Origin of the sequence: Marinirhabdus gelatinilytica, from assembly GCF_003353425.1 — a bacterium.
GTDB classification, from domain to species: Bacteria; Bacteroidota; Bacteroidia; order Flavobacteriales; family Flavobacteriaceae; genus Marinirhabdus; species Marinirhabdus gelatinilytica.
Window position 1 is genome coordinate 63281 of the sequence record NZ_QRAO01000005.1, and the last position, 15574, is coordinate 78854.

Annotated in this window: 16 protein-coding genes; 4 read left to right on the forward strand and 12 right to left on the reverse strand. The window is 42.3% G+C overall.

What is annotated here, in order from left to right; all coding sequences use genetic code 11:
• Nucleotides 1-26 precede the first annotated feature (26 nt).
• From murG to mraZ, 10 genes are all read right to left on the reverse strand, one after another.
• Nucleotides 27-1127, reverse strand: coding sequence for an undecaprenyldiphospho-muramoylpentapeptide beta-N-acetylglucosaminyltransferase (gene murG / locus C8D94_RS12940; protein WP_115124385.1), 1101 nt, complete (start codon nt 1125-1127; stop codon nt 27-29).
• Nucleotides 1128-1172: 45 nt separating this feature from the next.
• Nucleotides 1173-2375 (reverse strand): FtsW/RodA/SpoVE family cell cycle protein, encoded by a 1203-nt coding sequence (locus C8D94_RS12945; RefSeq protein ID WP_115124386.1) that lies wholly within the window; start codon nt 2373-2375, stop codon nt 1173-1175.
• Between the two features lie 107 nt (nt 2376-2482).
• The gene (locus C8D94_RS12950; RefSeq protein ID WP_211308922.1) at nt 2483-2851 is read right to left on the reverse strand and encodes a four helix bundle protein; all 369 of its coding nucleotides are present in this window, start codon (nt 2849-2851) and stop codon (nt 2483-2485) included.
• 70 nt (nt 2852-2921) lie between these two features.
• The gene (gene murD, locus C8D94_RS12955; RefSeq protein WP_115124387.1) at nt 2922-4259 is read right to left on the reverse strand and encodes a UDP-N-acetylmuramoyl-L-alanine--D-glutamate ligase; all 1338 of its coding nucleotides are present in this window, start codon (nt 4257-4259) and stop codon (nt 2922-2924) included.
• Nucleotides 4260-4409: 150 nt separating this feature from the next.
• On the reverse strand, nt 4410-5642 hold the full coding sequence (gene mraY, locus C8D94_RS12960) for a phospho-N-acetylmuramoyl-pentapeptide-transferase (protein ID WP_115124388.1): 1233 nt from the start codon (nt 5640-5642) through the stop codon (nt 4410-4412).
• Between the two features lies 1 nt (nt 5643).
• On the reverse strand, nt 5644-7110 hold the full coding sequence (locus C8D94_RS12965) for a UDP-N-acetylmuramoyl-L-alanyl-D-glutamate--2,6-diaminopimelate ligase (protein ID WP_115124389.1): 1467 nt from the start codon (nt 7108-7110) through the stop codon (nt 5644-5646).
• Complete coding sequence (locus C8D94_RS12970) at nt 7107-9110, reverse strand: penicillin-binding protein (protein ID WP_115124390.1); 2004 nt, start codon at nt 9108-9110, stop codon at nt 7107-7109. The genes C8D94_RS12965 and C8D94_RS12970 overlap by 4 nt, the downstream gene beginning before the upstream one ends.
• 4 nt (nt 9111-9114) lie before the next feature.
• Complete coding sequence (locus tag C8D94_RS12975; protein ID WP_115124391.1) at nt 9115-9432, reverse strand: FtsL-like putative cell division protein; 318 nt, start codon at nt 9430-9432, stop codon at nt 9115-9117.
• An 86-nt stretch (nt 9433-9518) separates the two neighbouring features.
• Entirely contained in the window at nt 9519-10415 is an 897-nt protein-coding gene (gene rsmH, locus C8D94_RS12980) for a 16S rRNA (cytosine(1402)-N(4))-methyltransferase RsmH (protein WP_115124505.1), read from the reverse strand.
• Nucleotides 10402-10872, reverse strand: coding sequence for a division/cell wall cluster transcriptional repressor MraZ (gene mraZ, locus C8D94_RS12985; RefSeq protein ID WP_115124392.1), 471 nt, complete (start codon nt 10870-10872; stop codon nt 10402-10404). The genes rsmH and mraZ overlap by 14 nt, the downstream gene beginning before the upstream one ends.
• Nucleotides 10873-11138: 266 nt before the next feature.
• On the opposite strand from mraZ, the gene C8D94_RS12990 reads away from it, so the two are divergent.
• Both C8D94_RS12990 and yihA read left to right on the forward strand, forming a co-directional pair.
• Nucleotides 11139-11903, forward strand: coding sequence for an alpha/beta fold hydrolase (locus C8D94_RS12990; RefSeq protein WP_115124393.1), 765 nt, complete (start codon nt 11139-11141; stop codon nt 11901-11903).
• Between the two features lie 64 nt (nt 11904-11967).
• On the forward strand, nt 11968-12591 hold the full coding sequence (gene yihA / locus C8D94_RS12995; RefSeq protein ID WP_115124394.1) for a ribosome biogenesis GTP-binding protein YihA/YsxC: 624 nt from the start codon (nt 11968-11970) through the stop codon (nt 12589-12591).
• A gap of 1 nt (nt 12592) precedes the next feature.
• Here yihA and gldC read toward each other — a convergent pair whose 3' ends face one another.
• Nucleotides 12593-12928, reverse strand: a complete 336-nt coding sequence (gene gldC, locus C8D94_RS13000) for a gliding motility protein GldC (protein ID WP_115124395.1) — start codon at nt 12926-12928, stop codon at nt 12593-12595.
• Nucleotides 12928-13887 (reverse strand): gliding motility lipoprotein GldB, encoded by a 960-nt coding sequence (gldB, locus tag C8D94_RS13005; protein ID WP_115124506.1) that lies wholly within the window; start codon nt 13885-13887, stop codon nt 12928-12930. The genes gldC and gldB overlap by 1 nt, the downstream gene beginning before the upstream one ends.
• Before the next feature lie 107 nt (nt 13888-13994).
• Here gldB and nadE point away from each other — a divergent pair, with 107 nt between their 5' ends.
• Together nadE and C8D94_RS13015 are read left to right on the forward strand one after the other, a co-directional pair.
• Nucleotides 13995-14786 (forward strand): NAD(+) synthase, encoded by a 792-nt coding sequence (gene nadE, locus C8D94_RS13010; RefSeq protein WP_115124396.1) that lies wholly within the window; start codon nt 13995-13997, stop codon nt 14784-14786.
• A 154-nt stretch (nt 14787-14940) separates the two neighbouring features.
• On the forward strand, nt 14941-15573 hold the full coding sequence (locus C8D94_RS13015; RefSeq protein WP_115124397.1) for a response regulator: 633 nt from the start codon (nt 14941-14943) through the stop codon (nt 15571-15573).
• The last annotated feature ends 1 nt before the right edge of the window (nt 15574 follow it).

Genomic DNA, 15574 nt, shown 5'->3' on the forward strand with positions numbered 1-15574 from the left:
AAAGGAGAGTAATGGGATGAGGATGTTTACGTTTTTATCATTTTTTCAATTTCATCAACAATATCTTTTGCTGCGTTGGGCCTAGCCAATTTTTTGATATTTGCTGAAAGTTCTTTTTGTTTTGTTTCGTCTTTCAACAGCGCGGCTATTGTTTGCTGAAATGTAGCGTCGGCTTCATTTTCTTTCAATAGAATCGCTGCATTTTTTTCTGAAATAGACAGTGCGTTCTTGGTTTGGTGATCCTCGGCCACATTGGGAGAGGGAATGAAAATTACAGGTTTGCCAACCAAACACAACTCTGAAACCGAAAGTGCCCCAGCTCTCGAAATAATGATGTCTGCCGCGGCATAGGCCAAATCCATCCTATTTAAGTACGGGTGTACCTGAACAACTTTATAAGATTTTTTACCATATTCATTTTCATACAATTTTCCGCATTGCCATATTAGTTGTACGTTTTCAGTATTAAAAAAAGGCAATGTTCCATCCACCAACTGGTTTATTTTTCGAGCTCCCAAACTGCCGCCCAACACCAACACCGTTTTTAAATTAGGATTCAGACTGAAAAACTGCTGTGCTTCTCTTCTTTTACTGGCTATTTCCAACAAATCCTGCCTTACTGGATTGCCCGTTAGCACGATTTTTTCAGCAGGGAAGAATTTTTCCATTCCATCGTAAGCGGTGCAAATGGTGTATACCGATTTGCTCAACCATTTATTGGTAATGCCTGCGTGGCTGTTCTGCTCTTGAATAAGACAGGGAATATTCCTACCTGAAGCCACTTTTAACAAAGGTGCGCTAGCATAGCCTCCCGTACCAATGGCGGCATTGGGCTTAAATTTTTTGATAATTTTTTTACTCTTTAGTAAACTTGATATAAGTTTAAACGGGAACATCAGATTTTTGAAAGTCAAACTTCGCTGTAATCCAGAAATCCATAATCCTTCAATCTCGTAGCCTGCCTGTGGCACCTTTTCCATTTCCATACGGTCACTGGCCCCGACGAACAGGAATTTGGCATCGGGATAGCGCGATTGCAACTCATTGGCAATGGCAATAGCTGGATAAATGTGGCCACCGGTGCCGCCGCCGGAGATGATAAATCTGTATGGATATTTTGTTTTAATATCTTGACTTTTAATTAGGCTTCGACTGCGCTCAACCTGACATTCCTATATTGTTTCAGAGAGGATTTCCAGTGGGTTTTCCACGGCTCCTCCCTCTTCGGTTTCTTTCTGTACTATTTCCCTTTTTGCAGCTACGCTCAACACCATACCCAGTGCAAGGCACGTCATCCAAATACTGGTCCCCCCGCTACTGATCAATGGGAGTGTTTGTCCCGTTACGGGAAACAGTTCCACCGCAACGGCCATGTTTATCAATGCCTGAAACACAATGGGCAACCCTACACCAATCACTAACAATTTCCCGAACATTGCCGTAGCCTTGTGTGCCACAACGACCAAACGGAACAACAATGCCAAGTAGAGAAACATTAAGAACAATGCACCCACGAGGCCAAACTCTTCCACGATAATGGCGTATATAAAGTCTGAAGACGACTGTGGCAAAAAGTTTTTCTGCACACTTTTACCCGGTCCCAGTCCTGTTACTCCGCCTGAGGCTATTGCAATTTTTGCGATTTCTATCTGGTAGTCGCCCTCGGTATCTTCTTTATCGGTGAAATTTTCTATACGACTCATCCAAGTATCCACACGGTTGCTGAAAGCACCAGGAAAGGCCATGGCTGCTAGGATAAAAAATGTAAGTGCAACCAAACCCGTACCCAATACTATCATTAAATAGCGAATTGGATATCCACCAATAAATACCAATACAACTACCATAGCAAAGATGATGGCCGTTGTTGAAAGGTTGGCAGGGAGTATCAATGCCAATACCAAAAACACAGGCAGCCATAAAGGCAGCAATGTTTCTTTAAAGGTGACCGTCTTGTCTTTAATCTTGCTTAAATAGCGGGCTACATACGTTAGTAATACAACCGCCGCAAGCGTTGAAGTTTGAAACGTTACTCCCACAAAAGGCACCCTAATCCAACGACTAGCGTTGGCACCTTCAATAGTATTGCCTTGCGCCATGGTAAAAATAAGCAGGAGAATAGCAAACGGTAATGCAATAATGGAAAGCCCCTTAAAGTAGTGATACGGAATTTTATGCACCCCGTACAGAATGGCAAATCCCAATAACAGGTGCGCGAGATGTTTCAGCAAAAACTTAAACGTATTTCCATCGCCATACAAATACGCCAAGTTACTGCTAGCACTGTACACGGGCAGGAACGAAAACAGCGCCAGCAAGCCTGCTACGGCCCAAATGGCCTTATCTCCTTGTATGTTTTTGAAAATATTCTTCACAGCTATGTTGTTATTGGATTCATTAATTGGACTCTAATTGCACTTAGTCAAACTTTTAAGTACGATGTTTTTCTCACTTGGTCGTTTTAATATCTATTTCTATTGTTTTATTTGTTATCTATTCTTTTTCTCATTGTTGTAATTGAAGCTATGGTTATGGATAAAAGTTCGTTTGCTTCAGTATGCAACCTTTTCAAGTTTTCACTTTCTTCATCTGTAAAGGCCATTAAAATTTTAATCCAATACATACTTTCATCTGCCTCTTCTTCTACAATTTTTAATTTATTTATGAAATCTTTATCAGATTTTGTCCTACAAGCTGCCCTGTAATTTGCTCCAACTGAAGCTGAACTCCTAATTAACTGATTACAATATGTATAATACTTCCTTTGTTCTAAAAATTGGTTGCACAGTTTCCCACAATCTACCGCAAATTGAAACATTCTTTCCTTTAATTCAGTTTTGAAATCTGCCATTAACAATTAGTCAATTCGTATATCGTAATTCGTACATTGTATTTCCTAAAGGGGGAGAACTCAGCTTATATTAGAGATTACGTATGGCATTTTTAAATTGTCTTCCCCTATCCTCATAATTTTCGAACAAATCGAAACTTGCACAGGCGGGGCTCAACAATACTGTATCGTTACGTTCGGCTATTTTATAAGCTACTTTTACCGCTTCTTCCATACCCGCTGTCTCCACCATAAGATCTACTATGTTGCCAAATGATTGCTTAATTTTTTCGTTATCAACTCCCAAACAGATGATAGCTTTCACCTTTTCGTTCACTAGGGGCAACAATTGGGTATAATCGTTCCCCTTGTCCACACCACCTACAATCCAAACTGTTGGGGTTTCCATACTGTCCAAGGCATAAAAAGTTGCGTTTACATTGGTAGCCTTGCTATCGTTTATGTACATAACATTATTAATTTTCAGTACTTTTTCCAGACGGTGCTCCACGCCTTGAAAACTCTCTAAACATTCGCGAATAGTGGCTTTTCTAATCTTTAGCAAAGTGGCCACGGTAGTGGCTGCCATAGCGTTCTTGGTATTGTGCTGTCCTTGTAATCCTAATTGTGCGATTGGCATAGTATGTTGGGTATTATCAATAGTTAATAGTATATTATTGTCTTTAATACAAGCCCCTTCCTGTACTTCTCTTTGAAGTGAAAAAGGCAGTTTTTTTGCTTTAATTTCATGGCTATCGAGCCAATTTTTTATATCTGGATCATCTCCATCGTAAATGAAATAATCATCTTCGGTTTGGTTCATGGTTATCCTGAATTTGGATGCGATGTATTTTTTATAATCGTACTCGTATCTATCCAGGTGATCTGGGCTTAGGTTGGTCAAAACCGCTATGTGCGGTGCAAATGTTTCAATACCATCTAGCTGAAAACTGCTCAACTCCAGCACATAGTTTTTGTAGTTTCCCTCTGAGACTAGCTCGGCGAAACTCTTTCCAATATTACCTCCCAACCCTACATTCAGCCCATCTTTCAACAATGCGTAGGTTAAGCTGGCTGTTGTGGTCTTTCCATTGCTACCTGTGATGCCCACAATAGTGGCGTTGGTGTATTTAGAAGCGAATTCAATTTCTGAAATCACTTGTACCCCTTTCGCCCTCAGTTGGTCAACAATAGCTGCCGTATCAGGTATTCCAGGGCTTTTCATCACCACATCGGCATCCAAAATTTTTGTTTCGGTATGACCGCCTTCTTCCCAGTCCAATCCATTATCTCTAAGAACTTCTTTGTATGCTTCCTTTATTTTTCCGAAGTCTGAAACAAAGACTTCATATCCTTTTTGCTTGCCCAGAATAGCCGTTCCTACGCCACTTTCTCCTGCTCCTAATATGACTAATCTTTTGTTTTTCATTTAACATTTGTCTTAACATCCCTCTACTTATGCCTTCCTCTCATTCGTGCCTCACTCGTCGGAGGCAAGTCAAGGGGAGGATTTTATTTAAAAACCTCACTTAGGCTACTCACTCTCCTATGGAGGAGAGGGTTGGGAGTGAGGATGTTCTTATCTTATCTTCAAGGTCACAATGGTCAAAATGGCCAAGAAAATCCCAACGATCCAGAACCGTGTCACGATCTTGCTCTCGTGAAAACCCTTTACTTGGTAATGGTGGTGCAAGGGGGACATCCTGAAAATCCTTCGACCTTCTCCAAATTTCTTTTTCGTGTATTTAAACCAGCTCACCTGTAGCACTACTGAAATATTCTCCATGAGGAAAATTCCGCAGAGCAATGGAATGAGCAGCTCTTTTCTAATAATAATGGCGATCACGGCGATTATACCCCCAATGGTCAAACTTCCTGTGTCTCCCATGAATACTTGTGCGGGATACGCATTGTACCACAGAAACCCTATGAGCGCCCCCACGAAAGCTGTTATAAAAATGGTGACCTCGCCAGTGTTGGGTATGTACATTACATTGAGATAGTCACTAAAAATCACGTTCCCCGAAACCCATGCAAATAGCGCCAAGGTAACTGCAATAATTGCTGAAGAGCCCGCTGCCAGACCATCAATACCATCGGTTAGGTTGGCACCGTTGGAGACAGCTGTTATAATAAATATCACAATGGGAATAAAAATGAGCCATACATATTTTTTGGCTCCCTCCCCTGCCCAAGCAATTAATGTCTCGTAGTTAAACTCATTCTGTTTTACGAAAGGGATGGTAGTTTGCAAAGACTTTTCGGCATCGTAAAATTCCACTGGGGAGTTTTGGGTGAGTTGTTCCTGTGTATTTTGTGGGTGTATCTTCTCACGCTTAATGGTCACGTCCGAATGAAAAAACATGACAGCTCCCACAAAAATGCCCAAACCAACTTGCCCAATGATTTTGAATTTTCCCGGTAATCCTGCTTTGTCTTTTTTGAACTTTTTGAGATAATCGTCCAAAAACCCTATCGCTCCCATCCAAATAGTGGTGACGATGAGCATAATTACATATATGTTCTCCAACTTTGCGAAAAGCAATACAGGCACCAATGTGGCCAAAATAATGATGAGACCACCCATTGTTGGGGTTCCCGCTTTTTCGTTTTGTCCTTCCAGTCCCAAATCACGAATCTGCTCCCCCATTTGCTTGCGCTGTAGGATACGAATGATTTTTTTACCAAAAAGTGTCGCAATGACCAGCGAAAAGATAATCGCCAATGCTGCTCGAAAGGTGATAAAACCAAAAAGGCTTGCCCCTGGCATCTGGTAATTGTTTTCCAAAAATTCGAATAAGTAGTACAGCATCTTATTTATTTAGGGCGGTTAATAGTTGGTTTACAATCTTAAAATCATCAAAATCGGTTCTTTTGCCGTTTATCTCCTGATAGGTCTCATGACCTTTCCCCGCAATGAGGATGATGTCATTGGTTTCAGCTAACTGGCAAGCGGTTTTAATAGCTTGTTTCCTATCGGTTACCGAAAGGGTTTTCTTATAATTTTCAGGAGGTACGCCTTGTTCCATTTCTTCAATAATCGCCTCGGGATCTTCTGTGCGTGGGTTATCGCTTGTAAAAATGGCCTTGGTACTCAACTGGCTGGCTATATGCGCCATTTTTGGGCGCTTGGTCGTATCCCTATCGCCTCCACAACCTACTACTGTTATAAGTGTTTCATTACCCGTACGGATTGCATTTATGGTTTCCAGTACATTTTTCAGTGCGTCTGGTGTATGTGCATAATCTACAATGGCCGTAATTTTTTCTCTTGCTGAAATAGAAAATTGAAACCTTCCATCTACACTTTCCAGCGTGCTCAACAATTGCAGGGTTTCCATTTGTTCCAGCCCCAACAATTCTGCAGTTGCGTAGATTGCCAATACGTTGTAGGCGTTAAAACTTCCAATGAGCCTTACCCACAATTCGTTGTTATTTATTTTTAGCAATAAGCCTGAAAACTGGTTCTCGAGAATTTGTGCTTTGTAATCGGCATAACTTTTAAGGGCGTAGGTATATTTTTTTGCAGAAGTATTCTGCAGCATCACGTTTCCGTTCTTATCATCTATATTGGTGAGGGCAAAAGCAGATTTTGGCAGGTCATCAAAAAACTTCTTTTTTACATCACGGTATTCCTTGAAATCCTTGTGATAATCTAAATGGTCGTGCGATAAATTTGTAAAAATACCTCCTGTAAAATGAAGCCCCTCGGTGCGCTTTTGGTGGATGCCGTGGCTGCTCACTTCCATAAAGCAGAACTCTACTCCCGCTGCGACCATTTTGGCCAAATATTTATTGATTGTCAAACTATCGGGCGTGGTGTGTGTTGCCTTGTACCCGGTTCTTCCCACTAAGATCTTTACGGTGGAAAGCAATCCGCACTCAAAGCCAGCAGCAGTAAAGAGATTGTACAACAAGGTTGAGATGGTAGTTTTCCCATTGGTACCCGTTATACCCACAAGCTTGATGCTCTCGGAAGGATTTCCGTAGTAATTTGCTGCCATCATCGCCAAGGCTTGTTGGCTATCGGCTACTTGCACATAGGTAATTCCGTTTACGATGTGCTTGGGCATCGTTTCGCAAACTACTGCCAGCGCACCTTGATTCACAGCTTTTTCAATATACTCGTGCCCATCGCTTACGGTCCCTTTAATGGCAATAAAAACATCGTCCAGCCCTATCTCCCGGCTATCGAACTGTAGCTCACGAATGGCTACACCCGTATTGCCCACTACTTTTTCGAGGGTTACTTTGTAGAGTATGTCACGCAATATGTTCACGATAGCGTTAATATGATGGTTTGTCCTTTTTTTATTTTTTCTCCTGAAGGGATAGATTGCTCCTGTACGGAGCCATTTCCTTGTAGCTTAACCTTAAGTCCTAAATTTTCTAGTAACGAAACGGCGTCCATTCCGGCCATCCCTTTCACATTGGGAATTTTGCTGAAACGTTTTTGTACCTTGCCATAGTAGCTTTCAAAATCGTTTTGGAATATTGGATCAACAACATCCAAGTTTGCCACCTCAGCTTTTAAGGGCGAATCTGTAAAGATCTTTTGTGCAATGCGCTTGAATACAGGTCCCGTTACATCGGCACCGTAATATCCTTTCTTGGTACTGGGTTTGTGGATTACGACAATGCAAGAGTACTTCGGATTTTCAGCCGGGAAATAGCCTGCGAAAGACGAGACGTATTTCTTATCTTTCAACCAAGCGTCAAAATTTGCGTATTCGGTTCTTGCTGTTCCTGTTTTCCCTGCCATCGAAAAGTTTTCAGAATACAGCTTCTTTCCCGTTCCACGTTTTACGATATTTTTTAAAATTTCTTGTATTTTTTTGATGGTTTCCTCGGAGGCTATTTGACCATGTAAGACTTCAGTTTCATACGATTCAATTTCCTCTTTCCAAGAGCGTATTTCTTTGATGAAGCGCGGTTTTACCATTTTCCCATTATTGGCAATAGCATTGTAAAAGGTCAGGATTTGAAGTGGGGTCATTCTCAAGTTATACCCATAGGACATAGACGGAAGGGCATTTCGACTCCACAAATCGTCCCCTTTTTCATATATTACAGGATGAGCCTCTCCCTTAATGGGAATACCTATTCTATTGCCCAATCCCCACTCCTTTACTTGGTTGGTAAATTTTTTCGGATTGTCTTTGTAGGCATCGTCTATAAGTCGTGCCAAGCCAATATTTGAAGAAACCTCCAATGCGCGCGCAGCCGAAATCTCTCCATAACCACCCCTTTTAGAATCTGAAATGGTACGCCCATATATCCTGAAGCTTCCATCCTTAGTGTCTACCACCGTAGCCGTATCAATTACTTTATGCTCCAGTGCCACTGTAAGCGCTACGGTCTTAAAGGTAGAACCTGGCTCAGTACTTTCTCCCACCGCATAGTTAAGACGTTCATAAAAACCACCGCTTCTGCTCCTGCCCAGATTTGAAACTGCTTTAATCTCACCAGTTTCCACTTCCATCACAATTACACAGCCGTGATCTGCTTCGTATTCTTCCAGTTGCTTCAGTAAAGCGTGGTGTGCAATATCCTGTATGTTAACGTCTATGGTAGAGACCACATCGTAGCCGTCTTGCGGTTCAACCTCGTTTTCGTCATACACTGGTTTCCACTGGCCTTTGGCGATTTTCTGTTTGAGGCGTTTCCCTTTTTTTCCGCTCAACTTTTCGTGGAAAGCACCTTCCAATCCCACTGCGTAGTACCCGGGGTTTTCACGGTCTTCATTACCCACCAATCTAGCCCCTATCTTACCCATAGGGTGCTCCCTAACGGTTTTTTGCTCCACAATAATCCCTCCTTTGTAGGGCCCTTTGTTCAACAATGGCATTTGCTTTACTCGCTTATAATCTGAATAGCCCAAGTTTTTTGCCAACAATAAATAGCGGTTCTTATTGGCGCGTGCCTTGCGCAGTACATTTTGATAATAGGAGGCTGGCCTATTGAACATATTACCCATCTCCTTGGAAAGTGGCACCAAATGTTCTTTAAAATCTTCGGAAGAGACCGTCACGGCATCAAAACGGATATCGTACTTGGGCACGGAGCTGGCCAGCAAACTTCCATCGTCCGCATACACATTGCCACGGTTGGCGGGTATGGTGAAATTTTTGGTGGTGTTCTTTTCGGCCAGTTCCCGGTACTTATCACCTTCTACAAACTGAATATCGGCCAGTTTAATAGCGATAAGGAGCGCAAAGAGAAACATACCTCCAGCGATAAAATATAAGCGGTTCAATATGTTCTTTTCTTTATCTGCCACCGCGCTACTGTTGTTTTGTTATTATTATTTTTTGCGGAGGCGTTTCACTGGGCTGCAACCCACGAGCCGCCATCGCTTTTGTTATCTTACTTTCCATCTTGCTCTGTGTCACTTGCTTGCGCACATCCAAGTATTCGCTCTTTAATTCTTTTACATCGTTATTGAGCTTAGCTATACGATGTACTTTTTTATCGGCAACATGGCTACTCCCAATCATCACCAAGGCCAATAGACTCAGGAAAATGATGAAACGCCAATTCTTTAGCGCATCGTCACTTACCAGAAATTTGCCTTTTAATATGTTGTAGAAACCTTTCTTCATTTACGGTTTATGGTGTACTATTTTCAGATCTATTGCTTTCTTTTAAAGTTAGCCCCACCAGGCTTCCCAGAAGGAAGGGAAAGGGACTATAATTTCTCAGCGATGCGCAGCTTTGCGCTTCTTGCCCTGTTGTTCTCTTTTATCTCTTCTTGGGTTGGGATGATGAATTTACCCACTGGCTTCAACGGGACCTCAACCCTTCCAAAGACATCCCGCTCCGGCTCTCCCTCAAACAATCCATTTCGCATAAAGCGCTTTACCAATCTATCCTCAAGGCTGTGGTAGCTTATCAAGCTTAACCTTCCGCCGGGTTTCAACACTTCCACTGTTTGTTGCAAAAATTCCTTAAGAGCCTCCAGTTCTTGGTTCACTTCAATACGGATGGCTTGATACACCTGGGCTAAAATTTTATTTTCTCTATGTTTGGGCAAAAACCTCCCCAATGCTTTTTTTAACTGGTCGCTGGTTTTTATTTCACCGTTCTTTCGGTTTTCAACAAGTACTCTCGCCATTCCCGCGGCAGCCCTCAACTCGCCATACTGGAACAGGACATTTCGCAATTGAGATTCATCGTACTTGTTCACCACATCGTAGGCCGAAAACGTATCGTTCTGGTTCATCCGCATATCCAGGTCTGCTTCAAAGCGCGTGGAAAAGCCTCGCTCCGCTACATCGAACTGATGTGACGACACCCCAAAATCACCCAAAATTCCGTCTACTTCTTTGTAACCGTGAAAACGTAAGAAGCGCTTGAGAAATCTGAAATTTTCATTCACCAATAAAAATCTCGGGTCGTCGATAGCATTCTCAAGCGCATCTAGATCCTGGTCGAAGGCAATAAGTCTCCCAGAATTATCCAGTCTCTTCAGGATTTCTCGCGAGTGGCCCCCACCGCCAAAAGTGACATCCACATATACCCCGCCGGGTTGGATGTTGAGCCCATCTACAGTTTCGGTCAAGAGGACCGGGTTATGATAGTCCATCACTAGCATTGGCATCTCCCATCACTTCTTCTGCCAGATCTGCAAAGTCGTTGGCAGCGTCGTCAATGGCTTGTTCATATTTCGCTTTATCCCAAATTTCCACAATGTTTATTGCAGAGCTTATTGTTATCTCTTTTGTAATCCCGGCAAAGTTTGCCAGGTCCTTTGGGATGTTCAACCTACCAGTGGCGTCCAGCTCTACGTGCTTTACCCCCGCTGTAAACCTGCGGATAAAGTCCACATTTTTACGATTGAACCTGTTGAGGGAGTTCATTTTGGCCATTAGGGCATTCCACTCTTCCATAGGGTACAACTCTAGGCACGGCTGGAAAACAGCGCGCTTTATGATGAAGCCCGAAGACGCGACAGACGCCAGCTGCTTTTTTAGAGCAGCCGGTACCATGACACGCCCCTTCACGTCAGCCTTGCATTCATAAGTTCCTATTAAATTGACCATCAGGGTTTCCCAAATCTTAATTTACAATTCCAAATATAAAAAGTATTTACCACTTTTTACCACTAAATACCACTTTGTTGATAAGTTTTGCCACCCTCACCATAAAAAGTTACTTTTCAGATTGATACTGAAGGGTTTTGGTTGTGGCATAAAAAGAATATTGAGCTGCTGAAAACGCTTTGTATTACTGAAAAGGCAAGAAAAATAAATGTTCGGCTTAAGTTGAATAAAAAGTGTATTTTTGTTTTTAACAATTGCATCTTTGCATGACCGACCAACTTAAACAAGAAGGAAAATTCAGTTATTTAGAAATTGGTGAAGGCCAGCCTATCATAATCTTACATGGATTGATGGGTGGCTTGAGCAATTTTGATGGAGTGGCAAATTTCTTCCCACCCAAGGGATATAAAATCTTGATCCCGGAGCTTCCCATCTATAAAATGCCCGTATTAAAAACCAACGTAAAGAATTTTGCGAAATACGTAAAGCAGTTCATGGACCACAAACAGTTGAAGGATGTTATCCTATTGGGTAATTCCCTGGGTGGACATATTGGTTTATTATGTACAAAAATGTATCCCGAATACATTAAAGCACTTGTTATTACCGGTAGTTCTGGTCTTTACGAAAGCGCCATGGGCGAAAGCTACCCCAAAAGAGGCGACAGGGATTATATCCAGAAAAAAGCCGAGAATGTTTTTTACGACCCAAAGGTTGCAACCAAGGAAATTGTGGACGAAGTGTATGCCACGGTTAACGACCGCCAGAAACTCATACGCACCCTGGCCATCGCCAAGAGTGCCATACGCCACAACATGGGTAAGGACCTTCCAACTATGGAGACTCCCACCTGTATTATCTGGGGGAAAAACGACAACGTAACCCCTCCCGAGGTGGCAGACGAGTTCCACGAAAAGCTGCCCGATAGCGACCTATTCTGGATAGACAAATGTGGCCACGCAGCTATGATGGAACATCCTAACGAGTTTAATGAATTGTTGTGGGCCTGGTTGGAGAAACGTGGATTCTAGCCTTGACTTCGACTCCGCTCTGTCTGCGGTTTATACTTAACTTTTTTCTCCAAGATATTTTAACATGAAAATAAAATCGGCAGAATTTGTAATGAGCAACAGCGAGGTGGCCAAGTGCCCCAAGGATCGCTTGCCAGAGTATGCCTTTATTGGCCGTAGCAATGTGGGAAAATCGTCCCTCATCAATATGTTGATGGAGCGGAAGAACTTGGCAAAGACCTCTGGCCGTCCCGGGAAGACACAGCTTATAAACCACTTCATCATTAACAAGAACTGGTACCTCGTGGATTTACCGGGCTATGGTTATGCACGGGTTTCCAAAAAAGCGAAAAAAACATTCCAGAAGTTCATTACCAATTATTTTGAAAAACGCAAACAGTTGGTGCTCGCGTTTGTACTGGTAGATTGCCGCCACGAGCCACAACCTATAGATCTGGAGTTTATGCAGTATCTGGGTGAAAGCCAGATACCGTTTTCCATTGCTTTTACAAAAGCAGATAAACTGAAGCCTAATGCGCTACAGCGCAATATCGAAGCCTATAAAGAGCGTTTATTACAGGACTGGGAAGAGATGCCCCATTATTTTATAACCTCTTCCAGCAACAGTACCGGTCGTGAGGATTTATTGGACTATATAGACAGGATCAATGAGGAACTGGGTGGACAGTTGCCAGCCATACATTCCTAGATTACTTTTTCTTCAACTCTAGTTTTTCGGCAAAATAATCGGTGAAGTCCTTCATGGTCGCGGCCATTTTTTCATCGCCCGTGGCTCGTTTAAAGGTATCGGTCATCGCTACAAGGGTCTGGTGGAAAAACACCTGCATCTCGTCCAAGGGCATATCCTTGGTCCAAAGGTCTATTCGCAACGCCTCCTTAGCCTTATGGTCCCAAACCGAAAGCAGGACCGCTTTGGATTCTTCATTGTTCACCCCTCCATCCGGAGCAGACCATTTTAATTTTTCCGGTACTTTATTATCGTCCAGTGCAACGTTTATCTTAATTTCTGAAGTATGATTTGCCATTAGTTCTTTCTTGGTTTGTATCTTGAATTTTTAAAAATTTCGTCTGCATCCTTGTTGAGGAGTTCTTGGATGGACACCTCATTACTATCCATATAAGCGCGTACAATTTGCCACCCCACAAACTGGCCGATGCGCCCCGGGGATTCGTTATCTATCTCCAAATAAAATTTTGAGAATGGCGCATTAAGGATAAACCGAGGAGCCATTTTAGGATCTGTACTGTACAGTAGTTCCTTCTCAATAAAATAACGCCACATATCTTCCTCGTTATCCTCCGCCCATTGTATCTCTTCATTAGTGTAGCCTATCTTTTCGGCATCAGGCGTATTGGGCAATAGCATATCCTTTAAATAGAGTAATTTTCCGTAATAAACCATTTGCGCCAACAACGTACGCTTTTTAGGAGCAGCGACCAACTGCTCGGCATAGGCCTCCGCCGCATCTGGCGCTATTTGTGATGGTTTCATATTTACTGAAATATACTTTTTTATATTCTCGTAAAATTCGTGGTCGGCCCCTAAATAGGTGTCCAAGGCCAAGACCAATAAAGTATCTGCCACTATTACTTTGTGCTGGTAATCTACATCGCTGGTCACCCCTACAATGGTTGGTTCCGTGAATTCAGGAAAGTAATATTTTAAGTGCTGAAACAGCGGCAGCAACTGGTTCTCAATATGCTCATTGTCCGGAAAGACCTTCCCCACCTCCTTGACCAACTGTTGTTGCAAGGTATCTTTCATATTGCCTATCCAAATACTATCGTGAAATTGTCTCGGAAAGAAAATGGGATACTTTTTCTTTAAAGCTTGAAGATCCTTGGGAGAAGCATTCCCAAATTCCTGATCAAAGCGCAAAATATCCATCTCCATGGAAATGGCCTCGATTTCTCTTTCCCTCTTGCTTGTTTCGTCGCAAGAGACAAAAAGGATTAGCAATACTATAACGCAGCTATATTTCATTTTGTGTAGAATTGGCAACTGTTTAACGCTGCTCATTTTCATAAATTTTGCTTTTGGGTTACTTTTGTTCTGCAAAAATATCATTATTAACGCGTAAACCCTACCCAATGCAGACCGAAAAAGTAATAAACCACATAGTAACTTGGCTTAAAGAATATGCCACAAAGGCAAAAATGGAAGGATTTGTACTGGGAATAAGCGGCGGGATAGACAGCGCACTCACCTCAACACTCTGTGCCAAGACAGGCCTCCGGGTTTTGTGTGTAGAAATGCCCATACACCAGCATCCCAACCAAGTAACAAGGGCGCAGGAACATATTGCGCAATTGAAAAAGCGCTTTGCAAACGTAACCGATGTTAGGGTAGACCTCACCCCTGTTTTTGAAGAATTTAAAACCGAAATCCCACCCACTACCGATGATAGCTTTCTAGACTTGAGCCTTGCCAATACAAGAGCCCGTTTACGGATGACCACCCTTTACTATTTTGCAGGCTTGCATCGTTATTTGGTCGCGGGGACGGGAAATAAAGTTGAAGATTTTGGTGTAGGTTTTTTTACAAAATATGGGGATGGCGGTGTAGACCTAAGCCCTATTGCAGATTTAATGAAAAGTGAGGTGTACCAACTCGCTAGAGCCTTGCAAGTACCCACCTCTATCCTTAACGCCGCCCCCACCGATGGACTTTTTGGTGACAGCCGTACAGATGAAGACCAAATAGGCGCCAGCTATGATGAGTTGGAATGGGCTATGCAAATGCAGGAGGAAGGCAAGAATGCTGAAGATTTTGGAGACCGTGAAAGAATTGTTTATGAGATATATACACGGTTAAATAAAGCCAACCAGCACAAAATAAAGCCTATCCCTGTATGCAACATACCACCAAACCTTAAAGAATAGTAATTTTAACGAGTTTTCTGGAAGTTGAACGAAATTAATCTTCGTCTTAATTTTTTTCATTTAGATTTGTTTTGTAGTATTTGTATTACAAAAAACCTCACACACCTTTCAATTTCCCCTTGTAAGGAGTGTCTTTTACTTAAAAGACTAACAAATGAAAAAAATCTTTATTGCGGATCACCATCCCATAACCCGAAAGGGGATAGCATGCATGCTCAAAAAAAATGATAAGTTTGAAATAATTGGCAAAGCAACCACGGGGGACGAACTTTACAAAAGTTTACAAGAAGAAACACCAGACATACTCATCATGGAGATAGATATGCCCAATATTAATGGCATAAATGCCCTCCGCAGCATTAAAACCGAATTCCCACAAGTTCGTGTGCTTATATTTTCCTGTCATCCCGAAGAAATCTATGCGCTGCGTTCCATAAAATCTGGAGCGGCAGGGTACGTTCCCAAAACAGCCAGTACCAAGACATTTATGGGAGCGCTCAAGAAAATAGCAAAGGGAGGAATTTTCCTAAATGAAGAACTCACTTCTACCTTTACAAGCCGTAATGTAGGAGAGAGCAGTGCCATAAGCCGTTATAAAAAATTATCTTCCAGAGAAGTTGAAGTATTGAATCTGCTTTCCAGCGGAAAACGAAACAAGGACATTGCAAACGCATTGAACATTAACGAAAAAACCGTTAGCACCTATAAAACCAGATTGTTGAAAAAACTAAAAGTAGATAACCTGGCCGATTTGATTCACCAATCGAGAATGTTTCAGTTTGGATAGG

What these genes read in the sequence shown, in the direction of transcription:
- C8D94_RS12950 (WP_211308922.1), bottom strand. Translation starts at nt 2,851, where the DNA reads ATGGCAGATTTCAAAACTGAATTAAAGGAAAGAATGTTTCAATTTGCG.
- murD (WP_115124387.1), bottom strand. Translation starts at nt 4,259, where the DNA reads ATGAAAAACAAAAGATTAGTCATATTAGGAGCAGGAGAAAGTGGCGTA.
- mraY (WP_115124388.1), bottom strand. Translation starts at nt 5,642, where the DNA reads ATGCTGTACTACTTATTCGAATTTTTGGAAAACAATTACCAGATGCCA.
- C8D94_RS12975 (WP_115124391.1), bottom strand. Translation starts at nt 9,432, where the DNA reads ATGAAGAAAGGTTTCTACAACATATTAAAAGGCAAATTTCTGGTAAGT.
- rsmH (WP_115124505.1), bottom strand. Translation starts at nt 10,415, where the DNA reads ATGGACTATCATAACCCGGTCCTCTTGACCGAAACTGTAGATGGGCTC.
- mraZ (WP_115124392.1), bottom strand. Translation starts at nt 10,872, where the DNA reads ATGGTCAATTTAATAGGAACTTATGAATGCAAGGCTGACGTGAAGGGG.
- C8D94_RS12990 (WP_115124393.1), top strand. Translation starts at nt 11,139, where the DNA reads ATGACCGACCAACTTAAACAAGAAGGAAAATTCAGTTATTTAGAAATT.
- yihA (WP_115124394.1), top strand. Translation starts at nt 11,968, where the DNA reads ATGAAAATAAAATCGGCAGAATTTGTAATGAGCAACAGCGAGGTGGCC.
- gldC (WP_115124395.1), bottom strand. Translation starts at nt 12,928, where the DNA reads ATGGCAAATCATACTTCAGAAATTAAGATAAACGTTGCACTGGACGAT.
- gldB (WP_115124506.1), bottom strand. Translation starts at nt 13,887, where the DNA reads ATGAAATATAGCTGCGTTATAGTATTGCTAATCCTTTTTGTCTCTTGC.
- nadE (WP_115124396.1), top strand. Translation starts at nt 13,995, where the DNA reads ATGCAGACCGAAAAAGTAATAAACCACATAGTAACTTGGCTTAAAGAA.
- C8D94_RS13015 (WP_115124397.1), top strand. Translation starts at nt 14,941, where the DNA reads ATGAAAAAAATCTTTATTGCGGATCACCATCCCATAACCCGAAAGGGG.